General features: G+C 41.7%; 18 protein-coding genes. 4 read left to right on the top strand and 14 right to left on the bottom strand.

The genetic code is table 11. The annotated features are described in order from the left end of the window. Positions 1–61 precede the first annotated feature (61 nt). Positions 62–2,089, top strand: a complete 2,028-nt coding sequence (uvrB, locus tag N6H18_RS15820; protein WP_262309254.1) for an excinuclease ABC subunit UvrB — start codon at positions 62–64, stop codon at positions 2,087–2,089. 28 nt (positions 2,090–2,117) lie between these two features. Here the strand turns inward: uvrB and N6H18_RS15825 are convergent, their stop codons facing one another. The 3 genes from N6H18_RS15825 to N6H18_RS15835 all read right to left on the bottom strand — a co-directional run bounded on the left by N6H18_RS15825 (position 2,118) and on the right by N6H18_RS15835 (position 5,570). Then, positions 2,118–2,741, bottom strand: a complete 624-nt coding sequence (locus tag N6H18_RS15825) for a LysE family translocator (protein WP_262309255.1) — start codon at positions 2,739–2,741, stop codon at positions 2,118–2,120. A gap of 21 nt (positions 2,742–2,762) precedes the next feature. After that, positions 2,763–4,310 (bottom strand): GH3 auxin-responsive promoter family protein, encoded by a 1,548-nt coding sequence (locus tag N6H18_RS15830; protein WP_262309256.1) that lies wholly within the window; start codon positions 4,308–4,310, stop codon positions 2,763–2,765. Positions 4,311–4,712: 402 nt separating this feature from the next. After that, positions 4,713–5,570, bottom strand: coding sequence for a M90 family metallopeptidase (locus N6H18_RS15835; protein ID WP_262309257.1), 858 nt, complete (start codon positions 5,568–5,570; stop codon positions 4,713–4,715). Positions 5,571–5,804: 234 nt separating this feature from the next. Between N6H18_RS15835 and N6H18_RS15840 the strand changes: the two genes are divergently transcribed. After that, positions 5,805–7,106 (top strand): voltage-gated chloride channel family protein, encoded by a 1,302-nt coding sequence (locus N6H18_RS15840; protein WP_262309258.1) that lies wholly within the window; start codon positions 5,805–5,807, stop codon positions 7,104–7,106. A 40-nt stretch (positions 7,107–7,146) separates the two neighbouring features. On the opposite strand, the gene N6H18_RS15845 is transcribed toward N6H18_RS15840, so the two are convergent. The 7 genes from N6H18_RS15845 to N6H18_RS15875 all read right to left on the bottom strand — a co-directional run bounded on the left by N6H18_RS15845 (position 7,147) and on the right by N6H18_RS15875 (position 13,925). Continuing rightward, on the bottom strand, positions 7,147–8,574 hold the full coding sequence (locus N6H18_RS15845) for a phytoene desaturase family protein (protein WP_262309259.1): 1,428 nt from the start codon (positions 8,572–8,574) through the stop codon (positions 7,147–7,149). A gap of 203 nt (positions 8,575–8,777) precedes the next feature. Then, positions 8,778–9,524, bottom strand: coding sequence for a hypothetical protein (locus N6H18_RS15850; protein WP_262309260.1), 747 nt, complete (start codon positions 9,522–9,524; stop codon positions 8,778–8,780). A gap of 188 nt (positions 9,525–9,712) precedes the next feature. Then, positions 9,713–10,492, bottom strand: a complete 780-nt coding sequence (locus N6H18_RS15855) for a DUF3050 domain-containing protein (protein WP_262309261.1) — start codon at positions 10,490–10,492, stop codon at positions 9,713–9,715. Positions 10,493–10,862: 370 nt separating this feature from the next. After that, positions 10,863–11,633: an anti-sigma factor gene (locus N6H18_RS15860; RefSeq protein ID WP_262309262.1), complete on the bottom strand. Its 771-nt coding sequence runs from the start codon at positions 11,631–11,633 to the stop codon at positions 10,863–10,865. Further along, positions 11,626–12,168 carry an RNA polymerase sigma factor gene (locus N6H18_RS15865; RefSeq protein WP_262309263.1) on the bottom strand — a complete coding sequence of 181 codons (543 nt, stop codon included), beginning with the start codon at positions 12,166–12,168 and terminating at the stop codon, positions 11,626–11,628. Before N6H18_RS15865 ends, N6H18_RS15860 begins: the two co-directional genes overlap by 8 nt. Positions 12,169–12,241: 73 nt before the next feature. Continuing rightward, complete coding sequence (locus N6H18_RS15870; RefSeq protein WP_262309264.1) at positions 12,242–13,261, bottom strand: Gfo/Idh/MocA family protein; 1,020 nt, start codon at positions 13,259–13,261, stop codon at positions 12,242–12,244. 82 nt (positions 13,262–13,343) lie between these two features. Then, entirely contained in the window at positions 13,344–13,925 is a 582-nt protein-coding gene (locus tag N6H18_RS15875; RefSeq protein WP_262309265.1) for an NAD(P)H-dependent oxidoreductase, read from the bottom strand. 94 nt (positions 13,926–14,019) lie between these two features. Between N6H18_RS15875 and N6H18_RS15880 the strand changes: the two genes are divergently transcribed. Further along, complete coding sequence (locus tag N6H18_RS15880; RefSeq protein WP_262309266.1) at positions 14,020–14,580, top strand: TetR/AcrR family transcriptional regulator; 561 nt, start codon at positions 14,020–14,022, stop codon at positions 14,578–14,580. Between the two features lie 111 nt (positions 14,581–14,691). Here the strand turns inward: N6H18_RS15880 and N6H18_RS15885 are convergent, their stop codons facing one another. From N6H18_RS15885 to N6H18_RS15900, 4 genes are all read right to left on the bottom strand, one after another. Then, complete coding sequence (locus N6H18_RS15885; protein ID WP_262309267.1) at positions 14,692–15,144, bottom strand: GNAT family N-acetyltransferase; 453 nt, start codon at positions 15,142–15,144, stop codon at positions 14,692–14,694. A gap of 45 nt (positions 15,145–15,189) precedes the next feature. Then, positions 15,190–16,296: an acyltransferase family protein gene (locus N6H18_RS15890; protein ID WP_262309268.1), complete on the bottom strand. Its 1,107-nt coding sequence runs from the start codon at positions 16,294–16,296 to the stop codon at positions 15,190–15,192. 98 nt (positions 16,297–16,394) lie between these two features. Further along, the gene (locus N6H18_RS15895) at positions 16,395–17,267 is read right to left on the bottom strand and encodes a LytR/AlgR family response regulator transcription factor (RefSeq protein WP_262309269.1); all 873 of its coding nucleotides are present in this window, start codon (positions 17,265–17,267) and stop codon (positions 16,395–16,397) included. 27 nt (positions 17,268–17,294) lie between these two features. Beyond that, a complete protein-coding gene (locus tag N6H18_RS15900) occupies positions 17,295–17,876 on the bottom strand; it encodes a DUF4202 domain-containing protein (protein ID WP_262309270.1) in 582 nt (193 codons plus the stop codon). Positions 17,877–18,040: 164 nt separating this feature from the next. Here N6H18_RS15900 and nirB point away from each other — a divergent pair, with 164 nt between their 5' ends. Then, positions 18,041–20,533: a nitrite reductase large subunit NirB gene (gene nirB / locus N6H18_RS15905; RefSeq protein ID WP_262309271.1), complete on the top strand. Its 2,493-nt coding sequence runs from the start codon at positions 18,041–18,043 to the stop codon at positions 20,531–20,533. Positions 20,534–20,541 lie beyond the last annotated feature (8 nt).

Consider the following 20,541-nt stretch of genomic DNA (forward strand, 5'->3'; position numbering starts at 1 on the left):
AATCCCACAGACCTTAATCATTTTATACTAGTTGTCGTATGACATCACTATAATTGCAATTATGGATTTCAACATCACATCTGAATACGAGCCTACTGGAGACCAACCCACAGCCATTGCCCAACTCAAAGAAGGACTGGACAAGGGAGAAGCTTCGCAGGTACTACTCGGCGTAACTGGGTCTGGTAAGACATTCACCATCGCCAACGTCATCGCCAAAACCAACCGTCCTACCTTGGTTTTGAGCCACAATAAGACTCTGGCTGCTCAATTGTACAGTGAACTCAAGCAGTTCTTTCCCGACAATGCAGTAGAATATTTTATCAGTTACTACGACTACTACCAACCAGAGGCATTTCTACCCACGACAGGGCTCTATATCGAAAAGGATTTGAGTATCAACGAGGAAATCGAAAAACTAAGACTCGCCGCTACTTCCGCACTGCTGACAGGACGCAGAGATGTGATTGTGGTCGCTTCTGTCTCATGCATCTATGGTATAGGCAACCCAGAAGAGTTCGGAAAGAACGTCATCACACTAGAAGTCGGTCAACAACTCTCCCGCAACCAGCTGCTCTTTGCCTTTGTGGACATCCTTTACAGTCGTACAGAAGCTGAGTTCAAACGAGGCAATTTCAGGGTCAAGGGTGATACGGTTGATATATTCATTGCCTATGGTGATTTTGCCTACAGAATCATCTTTTGGGGAGATGAAATCGAAACGATACAGAGAATAGACCCTATTTCAGGACATAAGTTGTCAGACGAAAAAATCATTTCCATCTTCCCTGCCAACCTCTTTGTGACTGGCAAAGACCTACTCCATCAGGCCATCAATGAGATCCAAGACGACATGGTGCAGCAAGTCGCATACTTCAAAGAAGAAGGACGTCATCTAGAGGCCAAACGACTCCAAGAAAGGACAGAGTTTGACATGGAAATGATGAGAGAACTTGGGTATTGCTCAGGAGTAGAAAACTACTCTCGGTACTTTGACAGACGAGAAAAGGGCGCACGCCCCTTCTGCTTGCTGGATTACTTCCCTGACGACTTCCTGATGGTCATCGATGAGAGTCATGTAACCCTGCCTCAGATCAGAGCCATGTGGGGAGGAGATCGTGCCCGAAAAATCAATCTGGTGGATTATGGATTCAGGCTGCCATCAGCCATGGACAACAGACCACTGACTTTCGATGAGTTTGAAAGTTTGGTCGGACAAACCATCTACGTCAGTGCAACACCGAGTGACTATGAATTAAGAAAATCAGAAGGGGTAGTTGTCGAGCAAGTCATTCGTCCGACAGGTTTGTTAGATCCAGTGATAGAGGTTCGCCCTAGCGCCAATCAAATAGATGACCTCATGGAAGAAATTGACGAGCGAATCAAGAAGGATGAAAGAATACTGATCACCACCCTCACCAAACGGATGGCTGAGGAACTTACCAAATACCTACACAATCTCAACATCAAGACTAGGTACATCCATTCCGAAGTAGACACTATGGAAAGAGTCGAAATCTTGCGTGACCTTAGATTGGGTGTGTTTGATGTGTTGGTAGGAGTCAACCTACTGAGAGAAGGACTTGATTTACCAGAGGTCTCTCTGGTAGCAATCATCGATGCTGACAAAGAAGGATTTTTGAGGAATGTCAAATCACTAGTGCAAACTATCGGTCGTGCCGCAAGAAACGAAAATGGCATGGTCATCATGTATGCTGACAAAATCACGGGTTCTATGCAAATCGCCATTGACGAAACCAACCGCAGAAGAGGTATACAAATCGCCTACAATGAGCAACATGGCATCACCCCAAAAACCATCAGAAGATCCAAAGAAGCCATCATAGGACAAAGTTCGATCACTGACTCTAAAAAGGACACTAAACGCAAATACTACGCAGAAAATAATGCACCAGATGTAGCTGCAGACCCAGTAGTAGCCTATATGGATGTAAAAGGCTTGGACAAAATGATAGACAGAACCAAGAAGTTGATGGAAAAAGCCGCCAAGGACTTAGACTTTATGGAAGCAGCCAGATTAAGAGATGAAATGCAAGACTTGCAAAAACTCAAAGAAGCAAAAAAATAGTGTCATTATTTTTAAACCTTCTTTTGGCTCAAAAAGAAATGTATTGACCAAAAATCAAATTCAGTCCCAATACGATCAAAACAACCCCAATTACCTTTCTCAGCACTTTTTGTACTCTGACATTGAGGTACTTTTTCAGTTTGCCCGCATAGTAGGCTTTCAATACATCCGTCACCCAGACAATATTGAGTATGCCCAAAAAGTAAAACAACTCAGAACGTGGGTCGCCATAGGTAGTAATGGCATAATTGGACATGGCTGCCCAAAAACCCCACACGATGGGATTGATCGCTCCCAACATAAACCCTTGACCAAAGAGTCCTGCACTAGCCAAGCCATTTCGTCTGACTGAGGTTTCTATCTTCACCTCTTCTGAGGGTTTGTCCTTCAACAAGAATATCATGCCAAAAACACTAAGTAAAATCCCCCCAGCCAAAGCAAGATAGGGATTAGGTTCATCGCCCGTCACCTTGCTCATCCCAAACCAGGTAATGAACAGGATGCCAGTATCAGCGACAGCCACACCCATTATAAAGAACAGGGTTCGCTGAAATCCGTGATTCAGAGAGTTTTGTAAGAGTGTAAGAAAGACTGGACCTGTTGACACCACGAGGATCAAGCCAGTCGAAATTCCAATGAGATATGGTGGCAATGTATTGCTGTTTGGTTTGGGCTAAAATAGACTCTTTTCAATCAATGCCCTCCACGAATCCAACCTTTCTGCTTTCAGTACTCTTGGAAATTTACTCTGCCCCCCTTCTTTGCCATGCATACGCATCCACTGGTAAAATACAGCCGTCGGAACCGCATTGACAAACACCTCTTTCAATGCAGCGCTGCGCTCGACCTTGTAGTCGTCGTTGAGTTCCTTAAGATAGCCATCCAAGACGGTTTTCAGTTGCTGCTCGTCAATAGATGAATCCGTACCGACATACCATCTGTGTGCGAACAATCCTTCATAAGGTTCTCCTGTCACGGTGAATTCTTTGATATCAATATTGAGTGCTTGTGCTGTCATCTCCATGGCACGGTTCATATTGTCCATAGACAAGTGCTCGCCACAGAGGCTCAAGAAATGCTTGGTTCTACCTGTGATGATGATCTCTACCTCATCTACATCTGTGAACTGAATCACATCACCTATCAAATAACGCCAGGTTCCTGCATTGGTAGAGAGTAGCAATGCGTAATCCCTTCCTTTCTCTACCTGATCAATTTTCAAGGTTGTTGCTCCTTCGATGATCTGACCATCCTGATCAAAATTCTCGGAATTGAAAGGGACAAATTCGTAGAAGATTCCATTGTTAAGCACCAATTTCATCGACTCAGAGTCTAAGTTGTCTTGAAAGGCAATGAAGCCCTCTGAAGCCAAGTAAGTCTCCAAATACATCAAGGGTTTTCCCAAGAGCTTTTCAAATCCCTTCTTGTATGGTTTGAACGACACTCCGCCATGCACAAAAATCTTAAGGTTGGGCCAGATATCATGGATATTATTCACCTTGTAACGCGCGATGATGCGCTCAATCAGGATTTGAATCCAAGCAGGTACACCTACCACTACTCCAATATCCCAACTTTCTGCCTTTTCCACCATTTCACTGAGCTTGTGATCCCAATCAGGTGCTGCAGAGATCTTCTTGCCTGGCTTGTAAAAATGCTGGAACCAAAACGGAACCTGAGAGGTTGTAATACCGCTCAAATCTCCCTCAAAATACCTGCCGTTGAATTTCAAATCTGTACTCCCTCCTACCATCAGGATTCCTTTTTCGAAGAACTCCGGCTCCAAGTCATACTTGGAGATTGAAAGTAATTGACGCACACTGGTCTTACGGATCGATTTGATCATGTCGTCAGTCACTGGTATGTATTTGGACGAAGCGGATGAAGTACCAGAACTCAAGGCATAATATTTCACCTTGCCTGGCCAAGTGATATCTTTGATCCCTTCGCGAGACTTGGCCCACCACTCCTCATTGATGTGCTCGTAGGAATAGATCGGTACGTTGCTCTTGTAGTATTGATAAAACAGATGGTCGTCCTGATTTTTAAAACCATTCAAAATAGCTTTGAAATAATGAAAACGACCAAAATAAGTATCCTTAGCTGCGATCAGCAGCTTTCGCAATTCGTTTTTTTGTAGATCAAGTGGTGAGGTATAGTCTTGCTCCAAAGTCTCGCGGAGCTTCATTCCCCTCTTCAATAGTTTTCCTAAAAATGCCATGGCTAAGAAAAGAAATCATGCTTAAACCTGAATCATTCAACTCAGGAATTGAAAGTTAAAAGCAAAACAGTCAAAAGTATTCGTGTATTGAACTATTTGCCAACAACCATTTTACATTAACTCCCTAAGATGCCCATGCATCGTTGGGTAAAAATTGGTTTCGCGAAATTAAAACGATTGATCCCAATTGCACTTCTCAAGTTAATGGTTATTTTGTTAATTCACTGTTAAGTAATAGTTTCTAAACAGCACCAACCAAGCGCAGACACCTCTCACCGTGACACATAACATTGATAACTAGTAACCTGAGTTCAATTTGAATATCCCTTCAAGGGATTTCTAAAGGATTCTCTACCCTTTTATCAAAGGTCATTTATTGTGAGCATCGAACAGGTTAGTAAGCTAAATGCTCTGAGGGTGATAGATCATTTGAAGCATTTTGAATAAATCAGGATGCTTCTTTTCTAAAATCTCGGGGCGCTTGTGATAGTACTCAGAGATCACCGCAAAAAATTCGGCATCTGAAGTTGCGCCATACGGATCCACGTCCGAATGATTCTCTTTGATCCGAGTAATCTCTCTATGCACCAATTTAGTCCAGGGATTGACCATTTCTTTGGGTAGAAACAATTCAGGAATACCATCTACTTCACCATCTGACTTATCCAGCAGATGTGCAAATTCATGAAAACCAACATGATGCTTGTTGCTATTGTTTTCGAATCCCAAGTACAGTGCTGGCTTGGAGAGCAACATTACATGTGCCATGTTACCTCCACTACCTACCATACCTAAGATGTGATGATCAGAACCTACCTCGTAGTTCTCATCAAAATGGCTGGAGTAAACCAATACCTCTTGCAGCTGTCCATATTGCCACTGAGGCAAATCCCAAAATGGAACGATGGAACTCGATGCTACCAGCAAACGGCATTCATCATCCATGGCGAAATCCACTCCTGACACCCTGATGGCAGAGAAAAATTGAACAATGCGCTTTTCGAATTCTTGTCTCCCAGACTCATCCAATTCTACATAGAACTTCACTTTGTCCATCAGGACATTTCGCCATATAGGATCAAAAGCGACAAGCATTGTCCTATTTTTGGCAATCAAATTGTACCCAAGTCCTACCAACACCATGGCCACCACTGTCAGCCACAGTGTATCTATCGTACCACGCCAAACACCTATCACCACAATCAAACTAACAAAAATAGCGATCCCCAGAAAAAGCTTGGTTGGAAAAGAATTATTCATAGTATGTATCATTCGGTGTTTTCGCAGCTAAAATAAAGGAAGATTTGAAGTTACTAGCTGAGTGATGGGTTTTCAATCTCAATGGTATGCCAAACAGTCCCATTCCTTATCCAAGGATATTTTGATTTTTGGATTAGCTTTACGCTCATAGATAAAGCCAAAACACAACACCTTAGCTTCAAAGACGCTTACTTTGCAAAGTAAGTCCCTTTGGGCATCTTCAATTTCGGCAACATGAACCGCAAGAATTTTAAAGATTTCCTACTCTCATTTGAACAAATTCCAGCCCTCCTCTATTTGTTGAAGTGGTTGTTGGTTTGCACCTTGATTGGAAGTCTCGTTGGTAGTATTTCGGCCTTTTTCCTATACAGTTTGGACTGGGCGACCAATTGGAGGGAATCTAACCTATGGATCATAGCCTTACTGCCTTTGGGTGGGTTCATTATTGGTTTGAGTTATCATTTGTATGGCAACAGTGTCGTCAAAGGCAACAACCTCCTGCTCGAAGAGTCCCATTCTCCTAGCAAAATGATTCCATTCAGAATGGTGCCACTGGTACTTTTTGGTACAATACTTACACATTTGTTCGGAGGCTCAGCGGGACGTGAAGGGACAGCAGTCCAAATGGGTGGTGCAATTGCTGACCGATTTACCAAAATTCTTGGTTTTTCAGATGGTGACCGAAAAATCTTGCTCATAGCAGGAATCAGCGCTGGATTTGCCTCTGTATTTGGCACTCCTTTGGCTGGTGGTATTTTTGCTCTCGAAGTATTGGTATTAGGGAGGATTCGCTTGGACGCCATCATTCCGAGTTTTATTGCAGCAGTATTAGCTAATTACTTTTGTGAATTGTGGGGCAGTACTCATACGCACTATGTCATCACAACGCTAGCAGAAATGAACCCCACTAACCTGCTATGGGCGCTGTTGGCAGGCATCATTTTTGGATTGGTTGCCAGGTCATTTTCCAAACTGACGCATTTTTGGGGGCAGTTCTTTGGCAAGTACATTTCATATCCTCCCCTGCGACCTGTCATCGGAGGAGTAATCATTGCATTGGCTGTTTACCTCATGGGAACCACCAAATACATCGGACTGGGCATCCCAACTATTGTAGATGCCTTTGACATTCAGCTCAACTCTTACGATTTCTTACTCAAAGTCCTATTTACCTCCTTTACTTTGGGTGCAGGATTCAAAGGAGGAGAAGTCACTCCTTTATTCTTCATCGGTGCGACCTTGGGCAATGTATTGATATGGTTTATCCCTCTGCCCATGGGTCTGTTGGCAGGCATGGGTTTTGTCGCGGTTTTTGCTGGTGCCACCAACACCCCGATAGCTTGTACCATGATGGGAATCGAACTCTTTGGGATCGAATCTGGGGTTTTTATAGCGATAGCGTGTAGTACTGCCTATTTATTTTCTGGACATTCTGGTGTGTACTCCTCTCAAATCATCGGAAGTCCAAAGAACAAGCGACTCATTGAAGAGAAGGGTTTGCATCTGTCGGATATCAAGGACAAGCGAAAGCAATGAACACGAAGCGCAAAATGCTTTTATAAAATCACCTGTAACACTACCTGATCTTGAGAGACTTCAATACACTCTGTGCTGCATGATAACCACACATCCCATGTACGCCTCCACCTGGAGGTGAGGATGCCGAACAAATGTAGATATCAGGATTGGGCGTACTATACGGGTCGATTCGTGCAACAGGTCTTGTAAACAATTGGAAAATGTCTGCTGCACCACCTGTGATCGCTCCACCCAAATAGTTAGGATTGTATTGGTAAAAATCCTGTGTCGTCATGGTTCTTTTTGCCAAAATTGTATCCTTAAAGCCTGGCGCAAACCTCTCTATTTGGCTTTCAATTGCTTGAGTCATGTCCTTGTTTGAGCCATTGGGCACATGACAATAAGCCCAACCCGTATGCTTCCCCTCAGGCGCTCGACTTGTATCAAACTGACTCTGTTGACTGAGCATCACGAAAGGTCTTTGACATTCCCTTCCTTCCCAAGCATCCTTTTCACTGGCAGCTACTTCAGCAAAAGTACCTCCAACGTGCACTGTAGAGGCATCCAGGCAGCGAGGATCCTTCCATGGAATCGGAGCATCCAGCGCATAATCAATCTTGAATACACCAGGACCAAATTGGTATTTATTCAATCGGGCTTGGTACGACGGTGGCAACTGATCCTTGGCAATATGAGCCAATTGGATAGGGTCGGTATCAAACATGTATTTCTTAGCATCTGGCAATTGTTTGTAATCTGTGATCTTGGTCGATGGTTTCAATTCCCCTCCCAAACTCTTGAAATAAGCAGCCAAAGCATTGGCAATGTTTTGTGATCCGCCTTTGGGTATCGCCCAATTCTCAACATGACCCGTTACCAAAAACATCAAACCGATGGCGGTGGTAAAAAATTTATCAAATGGCAATACACTATGTGCTGCACAACCAGCGAAAAGTGCTTTGGCTCTTTCTCCTTCAAAAGCATGTTTGGAATAAAAAGTAGCGGGTTGTAGGGCTTTCAAGCCGAACTGCATCAACAACAAGGGATTGCTTGGAATCCCAAGTGGTTTCAGGCTATCTGAGAGTAAATCCTCCGCTTGATCCACAAATGGCGTTACAATTTTTTGATACTTTTCAGCATCAATTCCTAAGTTATGAGCTGTCTCTGAGATGGATTTTGATAAGAGTACTGCTTCTTGATTGTCTAGAGGGTGAGCGGCAGAAGCTTTAGGAATAATCCATTCCAAACCGAATTCTTCTAACGGTAGCGTTTTGAAATAGGGAGACAAATACCCCATCGGATGTACTGCCGAGCAGACATCGTGATAGTAGCCTGGCAAAGTCAGTTCTGAGGTTCTTGTACCACCTCCAACTGTTTCTGCCCCCTCTATGATCAATACTTGCAAGCCTTTGGCTGCCAAGACAATACCAGCACTCAATCCATTGGGGCCAGAGCCGACGATTACTACGTCATATTGTTTACCCATTGTGTAGTCGAGATGTTATGTACAGTTTAGAAACAAGAATTTGAATCTCGTTCAAATCTTCCTTCAAGTCTAAATCAAAAATATGAAAACAGCTTCCTTAGTACTTTTTTTCTGTCATTAGTTATGACAACAAAAAAAGCCATGAGTGAATTCATGGCTTTTATCAAAAATGATCAAATTTCTTTTAATTTTTAATAGAGGTATTAGCACTCACCGCATTCTTCATAATAGTCTGTGCCGATATTCTCAAAGACAATAGCATTTACTTCTCCTGATATTTTCAAGGGGTACCCAGTACTATTGTCGTCTGCTAAAACTTCAAATGAGAATTTAAATTTCACATTCCCTGTCGATTCATCATAACTATAATCAGTAATTGACGCCCCTGATAGACTTCCCAACTTATCGGTATAGAAACTATTATCAATGTATAATGAGAACACTTTAAAGTCACTTGTCAAAACACTCTTTTTGATTCCTATTGAGAAAAATTCGAAAGGTGAATTTACATTATTGACCACATCGAGACTAATCGCGGTAATAGACTCTTGATAGATATCATCTGGCGAACTGAGAAAACGCAATATATCAAAACTCAATTCTTCATTATCACCTTTGGTTATAATATTACCACCACTTAATCCCCCTATATAGCTGTCAGAAAAAACATCTGTAGCTGTGTACTTAAAATCAGAAGTATCCTTAAAAAGCACACCATCAGGTCGTGTACCATCCAGGTAGACTTTGATGCTGCCATACTTGGTTAATTCATCAAATCCCACACCATTTTGGCCGTCTTGTCCATCGACACCATCGACACCATCAACTCCATCTTGCCCATCGACACCCGCTTCACCAGCAGGTCCAGGCTCGCCTTCTTCAGAAATACAGCTTCCTAGAGTCAAAGAGCAGCATGCGGCAATTAGAAATAAGTATATTATTTTTTTCATAGTTTAGTTAAGTAGTAGATTATGAATATTTTACACTTGCAATAATATGTATAAATCCACATGTCCCCTATTTCTTTGATCAAAAAAATGAAAGCATTTTCATAATACTCAATCAGAAAATGCAGAGTTACTCGATCTTGTTATTCTATAATTGTTCGATTTAGGAATCAATCACCGAAACAAAATCATTAAACATTGACCGATACTTGATTGTGAACTATTATATCTGCTATGGCATCCCATAGTTTTACCCGCAGTCCTAATGCTTGTTTAGCAATATCAAGTGTCTCTCTCCACTTAGATTCATCCTTACCACACAATTCAGTAATCATCTGCAATGACAATGGACCATGCTCATCTCCATCCAATTCTATATGCCTGTCCAAATAATAAATCAATTTATTATTTATCCCAGCATCCGCCTGATTCAATATCTCTTTGAACATATCAGGAATCACATCTTCTCGCCCAAAAGTAAAAGCTGAAGCTATCAAATACTCCTTCTCACTCGCAATTACTTCAAAGGTAAAAGCGACAAAATCCTTCACTCTAGTATCTAACTCGATATGAGCCAAGGCCTCATAAACACCCCTTCCAGAAAGTATATGTTCCATAAATCGGTCAATCTGCGATCTATCTGCCTGAATCTGGTCCATGGCGTCTAGATACATTTCAAAATGACTCCTTGGTTCTCCTAATTCATTGACATCACTTTCTTCTCCATGAACAATCTCATTGATAAATCGAGCAATCACGGGATTATTTACGGGAACCCAAGGTACATTGACACATGTCAATTTGATCTGTAAAGCCTTAAGTAGCGACATAAAATCCCATACAGCAAAAACGTGATTTTGCATAAACAACTGTATATCTTCCACACTAGATAGTTGTTTGTAAAGCCTGTGATTTTTGAGAATATTTCTAAGTTCTTGAAGTTGATTTTCAATATGATCTATTGGTGTCATCGAAATTAAATTAAAAATAATAATGATAGAATGAGTGGTAATTAAGTGCCATGCATTTCGTATGGCAAAAATAACTAGCTTGAAAACATAAAGCACACTGCCAGTCAAGACAATCTTACAGTTTGCTAAAAATAAGCGCTGTAAAATCAATTATTACTATCTCAACGGCTGCCAAGCCAAATTACATGTTGTGACGAGTGTATTTCAACTGACTATCTTATATCACAAAATAATGGGCTGTGATTAAATACAATAGTTTTAACATACTTGTGTAGCTGCTCTTGTTACCAAGTATAGGTTAATAGAATCATTAAGAAAGACCTGACAGAGATACAGTCAGGTTCAAAACTTCATTACAACCTTCTCTCTGCTATGATGTGGAGGCAAAAACTTGCATGGTAGATAATGTCGGGCTTTCTGCTCCACCTGTCACTTCGATTGTCACAGCAAATGCATCGGCTTGGGCTATATTTTTCATGATTTGAAAATCACCCTCTTTGGCATCAAAAACACCCGCATCAATCGGCTGCCCATCCTTCAGTGCCCAAAGCTGGTATTGCTTACCCTTTGGCAATGCTGCCAAACTCGCAGAATTGAGATAGATTCCCTGTGTGTTCGGATTCCAAAACAACACGGTCTGTGCATCCTTGGCATTGTCAGTTCCTTGTAGAATAATCCGTTTGTAATCTGGGCTGTTCGTCACACTGAGTTCCACTTTGGCAACTTCCAGCTCTTGACTTACAAACTGAAACCCATCCGCTATTTCTTGATTGCGTATATTCAACTGTGCCAACTCTTGCTGAGTAGATTTCCATTCGCTCCGATAGTACACACCTGCTATGGCGGACAAAATAGCGATCGTCACACTGGCAGCTACTAGATAGTTCAGTGTTGTTTTGGAGGAAGTCAGACTGGATCGCTTGGCTACCTGCTCCATGATCATGGCTTTGATCTTGGCAGGAGGCGTGACCGCTCTATCAAATGCGAGCAACTCCACAATTCGCTGAATCTGAAAATACTCTCTGCGTACATCATCATCCGATTTGATAAATACATCAATCTCCTCAATCTGCTGAGCATCCAATTCTCCTGTCACATAGGCAGCCAAGTAGCCTTCGGTTAATATCTCTTGCTTATTCAAAATCCTTCTTCAGTTTTTCCTTGATACTTAGTAAACAGTTTCTCAATCGTGTCTTAACCGTTCCTAGCGGCATCTCTTCAGATTCGCTGATCTCGGCATGAGAGTAACCCATAAAAAAATTGAGCTGGATGAGTTTCTTGCACATCTCTCCTATTTCATTGAGTACTCCAGACAACCCGATGTAATCCTCTTGATTACTCTGGGTTTCAAACATATCTACGAAAGTGGAGATGTCATCAGATTTATCTTGGACCTTAAAATCCGCCGAACGTCTCACATCGATAGCTCTGTTGCGTGCAATACGAAACATCCATGTAAACAAAGTACCTTTGGATCGGTCAAACTTATCAATTTGATCCCAAATCTTGAGAAACACATCATGCAGCGTTTCTTCCGCCATTTCTTGATGTTTGATTGTCTTGTATATCACCCCATACAACGCAGATGAATAATGATCATACAGATAATCGAGTGCCGTTGGATCCTTGTCCTTCAGTCGTTTTACGATCAATGAATTGATATCAGTAGTTGTCAAGGGAGTTGGGAGTATAAAGTTTGAAAGATTGTTTGCTGCTCAAATTGAAAATCAAAGGTTAGTACTCTCTAAGTTATTTAGCTTTTGGCATTCCTCCTAATTTTGATAAGTTCAAAATCTGATCCATCACCCATGAAGTATGCGCTCCAGATAGACCAGTAGACGGATGTGCTTTTCCTCCGAACAATTCATCGCGCATTCGCTCTACATGATGCAGTTGTACGCTCGATGGATGTGGTACATTCAAAATTTCATCTCCTTGTTTATGTCTGCAAACCAGGGGTTGATCATCGAAAATAGAAAATTCTATCTTTCCCAAACTCCCATAAATTTCTACTCGATCCTCTTGACTAGCACAACCAAAATTCCAACTACCCGATCCAGTCACACCTCCGACATGTAGCCATGAAGCGGTGAAAGCATCCATGGCACCATACAACCCTTGTTGATTCAGACTCATTCCTGCTACCTGCTTGATCTCTCCCAGCAAATGGACAAACAAATCCAGGCCATGACTCGCTAGATCATCAAAATACCCTCCTGGGGCTACCAAAGGATCCGTTCTCCAATTGGGTGATTTAGACAAATCTACCTCTGAGGGTTCTTTGCTATAGTGCCAGCGAATGTGTCTGACCTCTCCTATCTTGCCTTCATCAATCCAAGTTTTCACTTGCGTAAATCTTGGCAAAGTGCGACGATAATATGCCACAAATAGCGGCAGTTTTTTCTCTTCAAAAACCTTTACAATATTCTGACATTCCTGATGATTGGGTGCCATGGGCTTTTCGATGCAGCAGGGTTTGCCAGCAGCAGCGACTTTGAGCGCATAGTATTTGTGAGTATCTGGTGGCGTAGCGATGTAAACAGCATCTATCTCTGGATCGTTGATCAGTTGGTCTGCATCGTTAGAGTATTTGGGAACGCCATGTCTCTGAGCATAGTCCTTTGCCTTCTCCAAGTCTCTCCTCATCACCGCGCTCAACTCGAATCCAGCTACTTGCTGATAGGCTGGACCACTCTTTACTTCTGTCACATCACCACATCCGATGATTCCCCATTTGATGATTTTATCCACTTTTGCCTTTTCTATCATTTGCTTTGCCCACTTGAGTCCTTGATTGAGAACAAACTTACGTAGTGAGACCAAAGAATCATAAAATGATCTGTGTTAATTCTCAGCTCATATCCTTCACTGTAATTCTAGCAACTTCCTTGAGCCATTTGCTTCTGTTTTTATCACTTGCCGTATTCATCGGACCAAAAAATGTAGTCTTCACAGGCTTAATACCACAAAACTCCAAAGTACCCTTTTTGAGCTGATTGGTAGCGGGACGCTTCATCACAAAACGATAGTACCAATACGGAGAATCTCCTGTGGCTATAATTCTGCCTGTCTTTCCTTTTAATAATTTTGTCTGGAATACAGCCCCTTTTTCAAACTTAAATGTCACATGAGGCAGGAAGGTTCTGTCAATGAACCCTTTCATAATGGCGGGATAGCCGTACCACCAAACTGGATGCACCCACACAATATGATCACACCAGAGAATCAACTCAGTGGCTTCTACCAAGTCCTTTTCCATTTCTTGTCTCTCCTTGTAACCCTCCCTGAGACTCAAATCAAAATCTAGCTCCGCTATGTGGATGGTCTTCACGATGGCATCTGCATCCTCAGCACTCGACTGGTAAACATCAGTAATTGTTCTACTAAAACTATTGGTGATGGGATTGCCATTGATGATCAATACTTTCTTCATTTTTATACAGCTTTATATTTTAGGTCGAGTGACCTAACGCAATTATAGGTCGAACGACCTATAATTGCGTTATCTATAGAAAACTATTTTTCAAATGAGTGCTAGAGAACAAAAACAGCAACAGATCATACAGGTAACTCACCAGATATTGGTACGAGATGGGATGGGAAAACTGTCTATGAGAAGAGTGGCGGGAGACGCAAACATGAGCCTGAGTAATCTTCAGTATTACTACAAAGATCTGGACACTCTCTTAATCGCAGTGATCATAGATTACTTCGCATGGTATACCAATGAGGTAGCAGAGAATCTTACCAAAACACTTGAAAATCAATCTAACTTTGAATCCTTCTTGAGAGCAATCCTCAATGATCATCTCGTACCAGGAGGTAAAACTGAGCGTTGTAGCATGTTTAGAGAGATTTGGTCGCTTGCCACACGAAACCCTACCATAGAAAGTACTGTTAAGGAACATTACAAATCTTACGTCCAACAGACTGTACAGTTGATCTCACAATTTACTCCCAAACCTGATGCCACCGCTGCTATTTTACTACCCTATGTCGAGGGCTATAGCATCATGGGAGACAGTCTCACATTGAACAAAAGTGAAGTAATTGATCTTTTGGTGAAGTTTGTGATCAATCTAAAATAGCAGAATTATTTTAGACAAATCATTACAACCCAATTTCCCCTTTTAGAACACCTAATTGATTCTTCTAATAATCAATTGGTATTCTTTTCTATCGTTCTGAACAGATTCTTATTAATTCAGCTTCTTTTCAAAACAGATACTATTGTCGACACCTACATACTGACCATAATTTGGTATTACAGCGTAGTTGCATTTCTGGTAGAGAGCAATCGCCTCTGGTTGTGCTTTTCCTGTTTCTAAAACACACTTTTGATATCCCAATTCACGCGCCCAATCCTCCAAAGCTGTCAAGATCTGAATAGCAATACGCTTGCCTCTATGAGATGGCAAGACATACATTCGTTTCACTTCCATCACCTTGGGATCATACTCCTTGATCGCACCACAGCCCACAGACTGATCATCAATCTTTGCCACTATGGCATGTTTGATCTGATCGATATGGTTGTATTGGTGATAAAAATCGTGATCATCTCCATCTCGTATGGCCAAATCAGCATCCAGCTGATTGACCAACGCAATGAAATCAGCATTATTAGAATCTGTTCGGATCAATTGAATCATCGATAAATAAGTTTAGAACTCAATGCATCAAGTTTAAAACAATCACTATTTCAATCCAAATAAGGGACGAATCAATTTCCATCTTCTGACACACAATTCGTAGATCAGCCAACTCAACCCAAACGTCCCCACAATCAACAGACTGGCTTTGGGGAAGAAGCCCCATTTCAGATTGATGAGGTAAGATGCAATCACAATCATGACACTCTGATGCAAGATGTAAAATGGATACACTGCTTCATTGGCATAGTTCAGAACCCTGCTCTGTTGATTGAGATAAGTTGCTGCATAGCCGAATAAGGCCAAAATCCATGACCAGAGATTGAATACCTTGATTCCCGCTTCTGTAAAATGCCTGAGCGTAGAATCTTCAAAAGACACAACCAATGCGATCCATGAAGCAAAGGCAATCACTCCACAGATCAGATAGCTTTTGCGATGATGCTGCACCATTGACCAAAATTCTTCTTTCACCGTCATCAACAGATACCCAAACAAAAAGAATAGCAAGCTGTTCGTGAGGTTGAACCAATCATTGACCAAATTATGATGGATGGGATAGAAAGGTTCCATGAATGCCTCCAACAAATACAAAGGAACGATGAATACGAACAATCCAGCAGGCTTTTGGATCAGCCTTTTGATCCATAATATAAATGAGTTGTTAGGATGATTTCTTAGGTAGATAAACACTGGCACCAGCACCAAAGAATAAACCAGCAAATAAGGCAAAAACCAGAGATGATGCCAACTCAGATTCCCTACAGGATAAATCCCATTGAATGCCAAAAATGGCCAATAGTCGAAATAACCACCTGCAAAGTCTCCCTCCACCAATCGCTCAATATAAACCTGCGGTGGCACGATCACCAGCATCCCAAATACCAAAGGCAAAAAGAGTCGTTTGATTCGCTCCCAACAGAACTGCCCAGCCGAACGCTTAGACAGAGCAAAGTAGGTACCCATCCCAGAAATCACAAATAATATAGGTAATCGCCACTGATTCAAAAACAACATCGGATACATCACCCAATCATAGACCACATTGTTTTTGATGTGAAAGCCCCAGGGTACAAAAAGCATCCCTACATGATAAAAAATAAGCAATCCAAATACGATCACTCTCAACCAATCCAAATCATATCTACGCATAGCCTTGCAGTTTTTTTCTCAAACATAGATTGGGATTGTATTCCAAATCAAATCTTTGGGACGAGTGTCAAGGATATGGGATAAACTGCAAGGTTGCGCTACAAAGATGCCATTTGAGATTCAAAATCAGCAATAAGTGTACGTGAGACTGGTACCATCTCCTCGGTGTGTTTGAGTTGTAGTTGATAACCTTGAGCATTGCCGCGGATAGACTTGATTTGCTGTAGATTGACCAAATAAGATCTGTGAGTCCGTGCGATAAATGGGTAAATCTGCAATTGCTCCATCAAGTCTTTGATGGCAATCCGTTTGAGTTCTTTGTGGATATTTTGATCTCGAAAACTGTAGATCTCAACATAATTTCGTTCTGCTCTAGCATACACAAGCTCATCAACTGACATGGTGAATTCATCTGCTCTCACTTGTGTTTGGATGAAAACGCTATTCTGCTTTACAACTATCGATTCTTCCCTCTCAACAGGCAACTGCTCTGCCTTCAATTGATGCTGACGATTGAGTCGGTTGTAATTCAATGGAATGAGAATCAAAGTAAACAGACTCCCTACCAAAAAAGTATTTCGCACTTCCTCTATCAAATAGTGCCAAGACCAATTGTTAGGATTGTCATAAATCAAGTCCCGAATCAGAAACTGCACCACTCCTACCATAAAAAACAAGAGGCACAAAAAGAGTATTTCTTTCCCCACCGTCCATCGATCTTCCAAATCAGAAATCAATAATGACAATACATACCAAACCAACAAAATCACTATTGGAGTGATAGAATGAATGACAGAAATCCAAAAGAAATCCATTTTGTGCTCTGGTACATACACATCAAAGGGTTCAAAAAAAAAATAATTGAACCCAAGGGTCATCATAAATATCGACCCTAGTACTACAAAAAATGGCAACCCAGCAAAATAATAGGGATATGGTTGGGATAGGAAAGAAATATCTATTCGTTTCACAAATTAAATCTTCAAACAGTATTTTGTTTAAGCCAGAGCCTTTTGTATCAACGCCAAATCCTCCGGCAAATAATCCAACTTCAATGCCATCTGGTGTCCCTTGTCCGTCATCTTTCCCCAAGTCTTTTGTACAATGTCTATGATCTTGTCTTCCTCGTGCTTAGTCCCAAAATCATGAAAGTAGTATTTAAGAAAGACCAGACATACCACATCTTCCAATTCCTTGGATTCTGCATCTGTCTTGAGTTTGTTCTTATTGACCAATTCTACCACTTTGTCAATCGAAGTTTTTTCAAACCCTTCCTTCTCCATCAGCTCAGACAGCAATTGTCCATGATACATCTTGAGCATCGTGCGCCATTTGAGGTAGCCTTTGCGATCCATAGGATAGTCTGATCGTGGGATATGCCATCTCCTGATGTGTTGTCCTCGTGCAGCAATCTGTAACTCTATCGATGCTTGTTCATTGTACAGCTCCAACATCTCGGTCATACGTAGACCATAGACCCATTCTTTGGGTACATTTTTTCCATCAACCAGTTCTAGGTTCGGATCCTGATTGTTGATCTCATCGATCGCAAAAAGTACATTTTCAAGTGTTTTGTCCATATATCATATTTTATACTGAGTCATTGACAGAATAATTACCTGTCATATATCAGATTATTCTCCAATAAAATTACGTAGTTAGTATAGCTTTTTAAACATAATGTACGTAGTTTTGTTCATGAATAGGTATTTAATACGTAGTTTTACGTAACTTGATAAAAATCATGGAGAAAATAATCGTAATAGGTAATGGCATGGTAGGTTATAAGTTTTGTGAGAAACTTAGAGCCAAAGCTGGTAAAAACCAATTTGAAATCACAGTATTCGGCGAAGAACCTCACCCTGCATACGACAGAGTTCATTTGAGTGAGTACTTCACCAATCCTTCGGTCGCCAGTTTAGAAATGGCTCCTAGGTCTTGGTACGAAGAAAATGACATCAATTTGATCTCAGGAGAAATGATTATTGCAATTGATCGAGCCAACAAGACGATCACTTCGCACAAAGGCACTACCCTCTCTTACGACAAATTGATTTTAGCAACAGGCTCTAGTGCTTTTGTTCCACCTATCAAAGGTGTCGAAAAACAAGGTGTGTTCGTTTACCGAACGATCGAAGATCTAGACGCGATCATAGAGTACAGTAAAAAGACCAAAAAAGCAGCTGTGTTGGGCGGCGGACTTTTGGGACTAGAAGCTGCCAAAGCCATGATTGATCTCAAACAAGAAACGCATGTAGTAGAATTTGCACCTCGTCTAATGCCGAGACAGTTGGACAATGCAGGTTCGGATGCCCTCCTATCCAAAATGGAAGAGTTGGGTATCAGACTACACCTTAATAAAAACACAAGAAACATATCTGGAGATGGAAAAATCACCGCAATGGAGTTTGCCGATGATTCTATACTAGATGTAGAAATGCTCGTGATCTCTGCTGGTATCAAGCCGAGAGATGAGTTGGCTACTGCATGTGGCCTGGCTGTAGGACAAAGAGGAGGTATCGTAGTGAATGATCTGTTACAAACAGACGACACGGATATTTATGCTATCGGTGAGTGTGCCCTTCACAAAAACTTCATTTATGGCTTGGTTGCTCCAGGTTATGAAATGGCGGACGTAGTTGTCAATCAATTGATAGGCAGCAATGACAAAACATTCAAAAGCTACGACATGTCAACCAAACTCAAATTGATTGGAGTTGACGTAGCAAGTTTTGGCAATGCACTTTGTGAAAACGAAACACACAAACCGATAGTATTCGAAGACAACTACAAGGGGATTTACAAAAGAATCAACATCTCTGAGGATGGCAAAAGATTGCTGGGTGGTATCCTAGTAGGTGAAGCAGAGGCATACAACATGCTCCTTCAAATCACCCTCAATGGCATGGCACTCCCTCCCAACCCTGAGGATCTCATCCTAGGCAGTCGTGGAGGTGAAGAGACCAAGATGGAACTCCCAGACAGTGCACAGATTTGCTCTTGTGAAAACGTAACCAAAGGAGACATCTGTCAAGCAATAGTTGACAATGGATTCGAAGATGTCGCACAAGTAAAAGCTTGCACCAAAGCAGGAACTGGCTGTGGTGCTTGTAATCCGATCGTAAAGGACATCTTCAATGAACAATTGGCGAAAATGGGTAAAGTAGTCAAAAATGTCATCTGTGAACATTTTGACTACTCTAGACAAGAGCTTTTAGATATCATTAAAATCAAAAAAGTAAAGGATTTTGATCAATTGCTTGACGAGCATGGCAAGGGTGATGGCTGTGAAACTTGTCGTCCATTGGCCGCTTCTTTGCTTGCCAGCACTTGGAACGAAATGATCTTGGAGAAAGGAAAAGATGCCATCCAAGACACCAACGACAAGTACCTCGCCAACATACAAAAAGGTGGTTCGTACTCGGTCGTGCCTAGAATACCAGGAGGCGAAATCACACCAGACAAGCTGATCGTCATTGGAGAAGTAGCCAAGGAATATGATTTGTACACCAAAATCACTGGGGGACAAAGAATAGATCTATTCGGTGCACAAATCCATCAGTTGCCAGACATCTGGGAAAAATTAATCAATGCGGGTTTTGAAAGTGGGCATGCCTATGGCAAATCTCTACGTACCGTCAAAAGCTGCGTAGGATCAACATGGTGTCGCTATGGATTGCATGACTCAGTATCATTCTCTATCGAGGTAGAAGAGCGATACAGAGGTTTACGTTCACCACACAAACTAAAAAGTGCTGTATCAGGATGTAGAAGAGAGTGTGCAGAGGCGCAAAGCAAAGATTTTGGCATCATCGCTACCGAGATCGGCTGGAACCTCTACGTATGTGGCAATGGCGGATCCAATCCACAGCATGCCGTATTATTAGCAGGAGATGTTGACTCTGCTACCTGTCTAAAGTACATTGATAGATTCCTGATGTTCTACATCAAAACTGCCGAACCACTCAACAGAACAGCGACATGGCTCAATAAACTAGATGGAGGGATAGACTACCTCATCGACGTAGTGGTCAACGACTCATTGGGCATAGCGGCAGACTTAGAAAGAGAAATGCAGTTCATGGTAGACACCTACAAGTGTGAGTGGAAAGAAGTCGTCAACAATCCTGAGTTGAGAAAGAAATTCACCCACTTTGTGAATACCGAGATTCCAGATCCGACGATGAAGTTCGAAGACATGAGAGGGCAGAAAAAACCAGTAGAATGGGGCGCATAACAATAAAT

This window comes from Reichenbachiella agarivorans (assembly GCF_025502585.1).
In the GTDB taxonomy this organism is placed as follows: domain Bacteria; phylum Bacteroidota; class Bacteroidia; order Cytophagales; family Cyclobacteriaceae; genus Reichenbachiella; species Reichenbachiella agarivorans.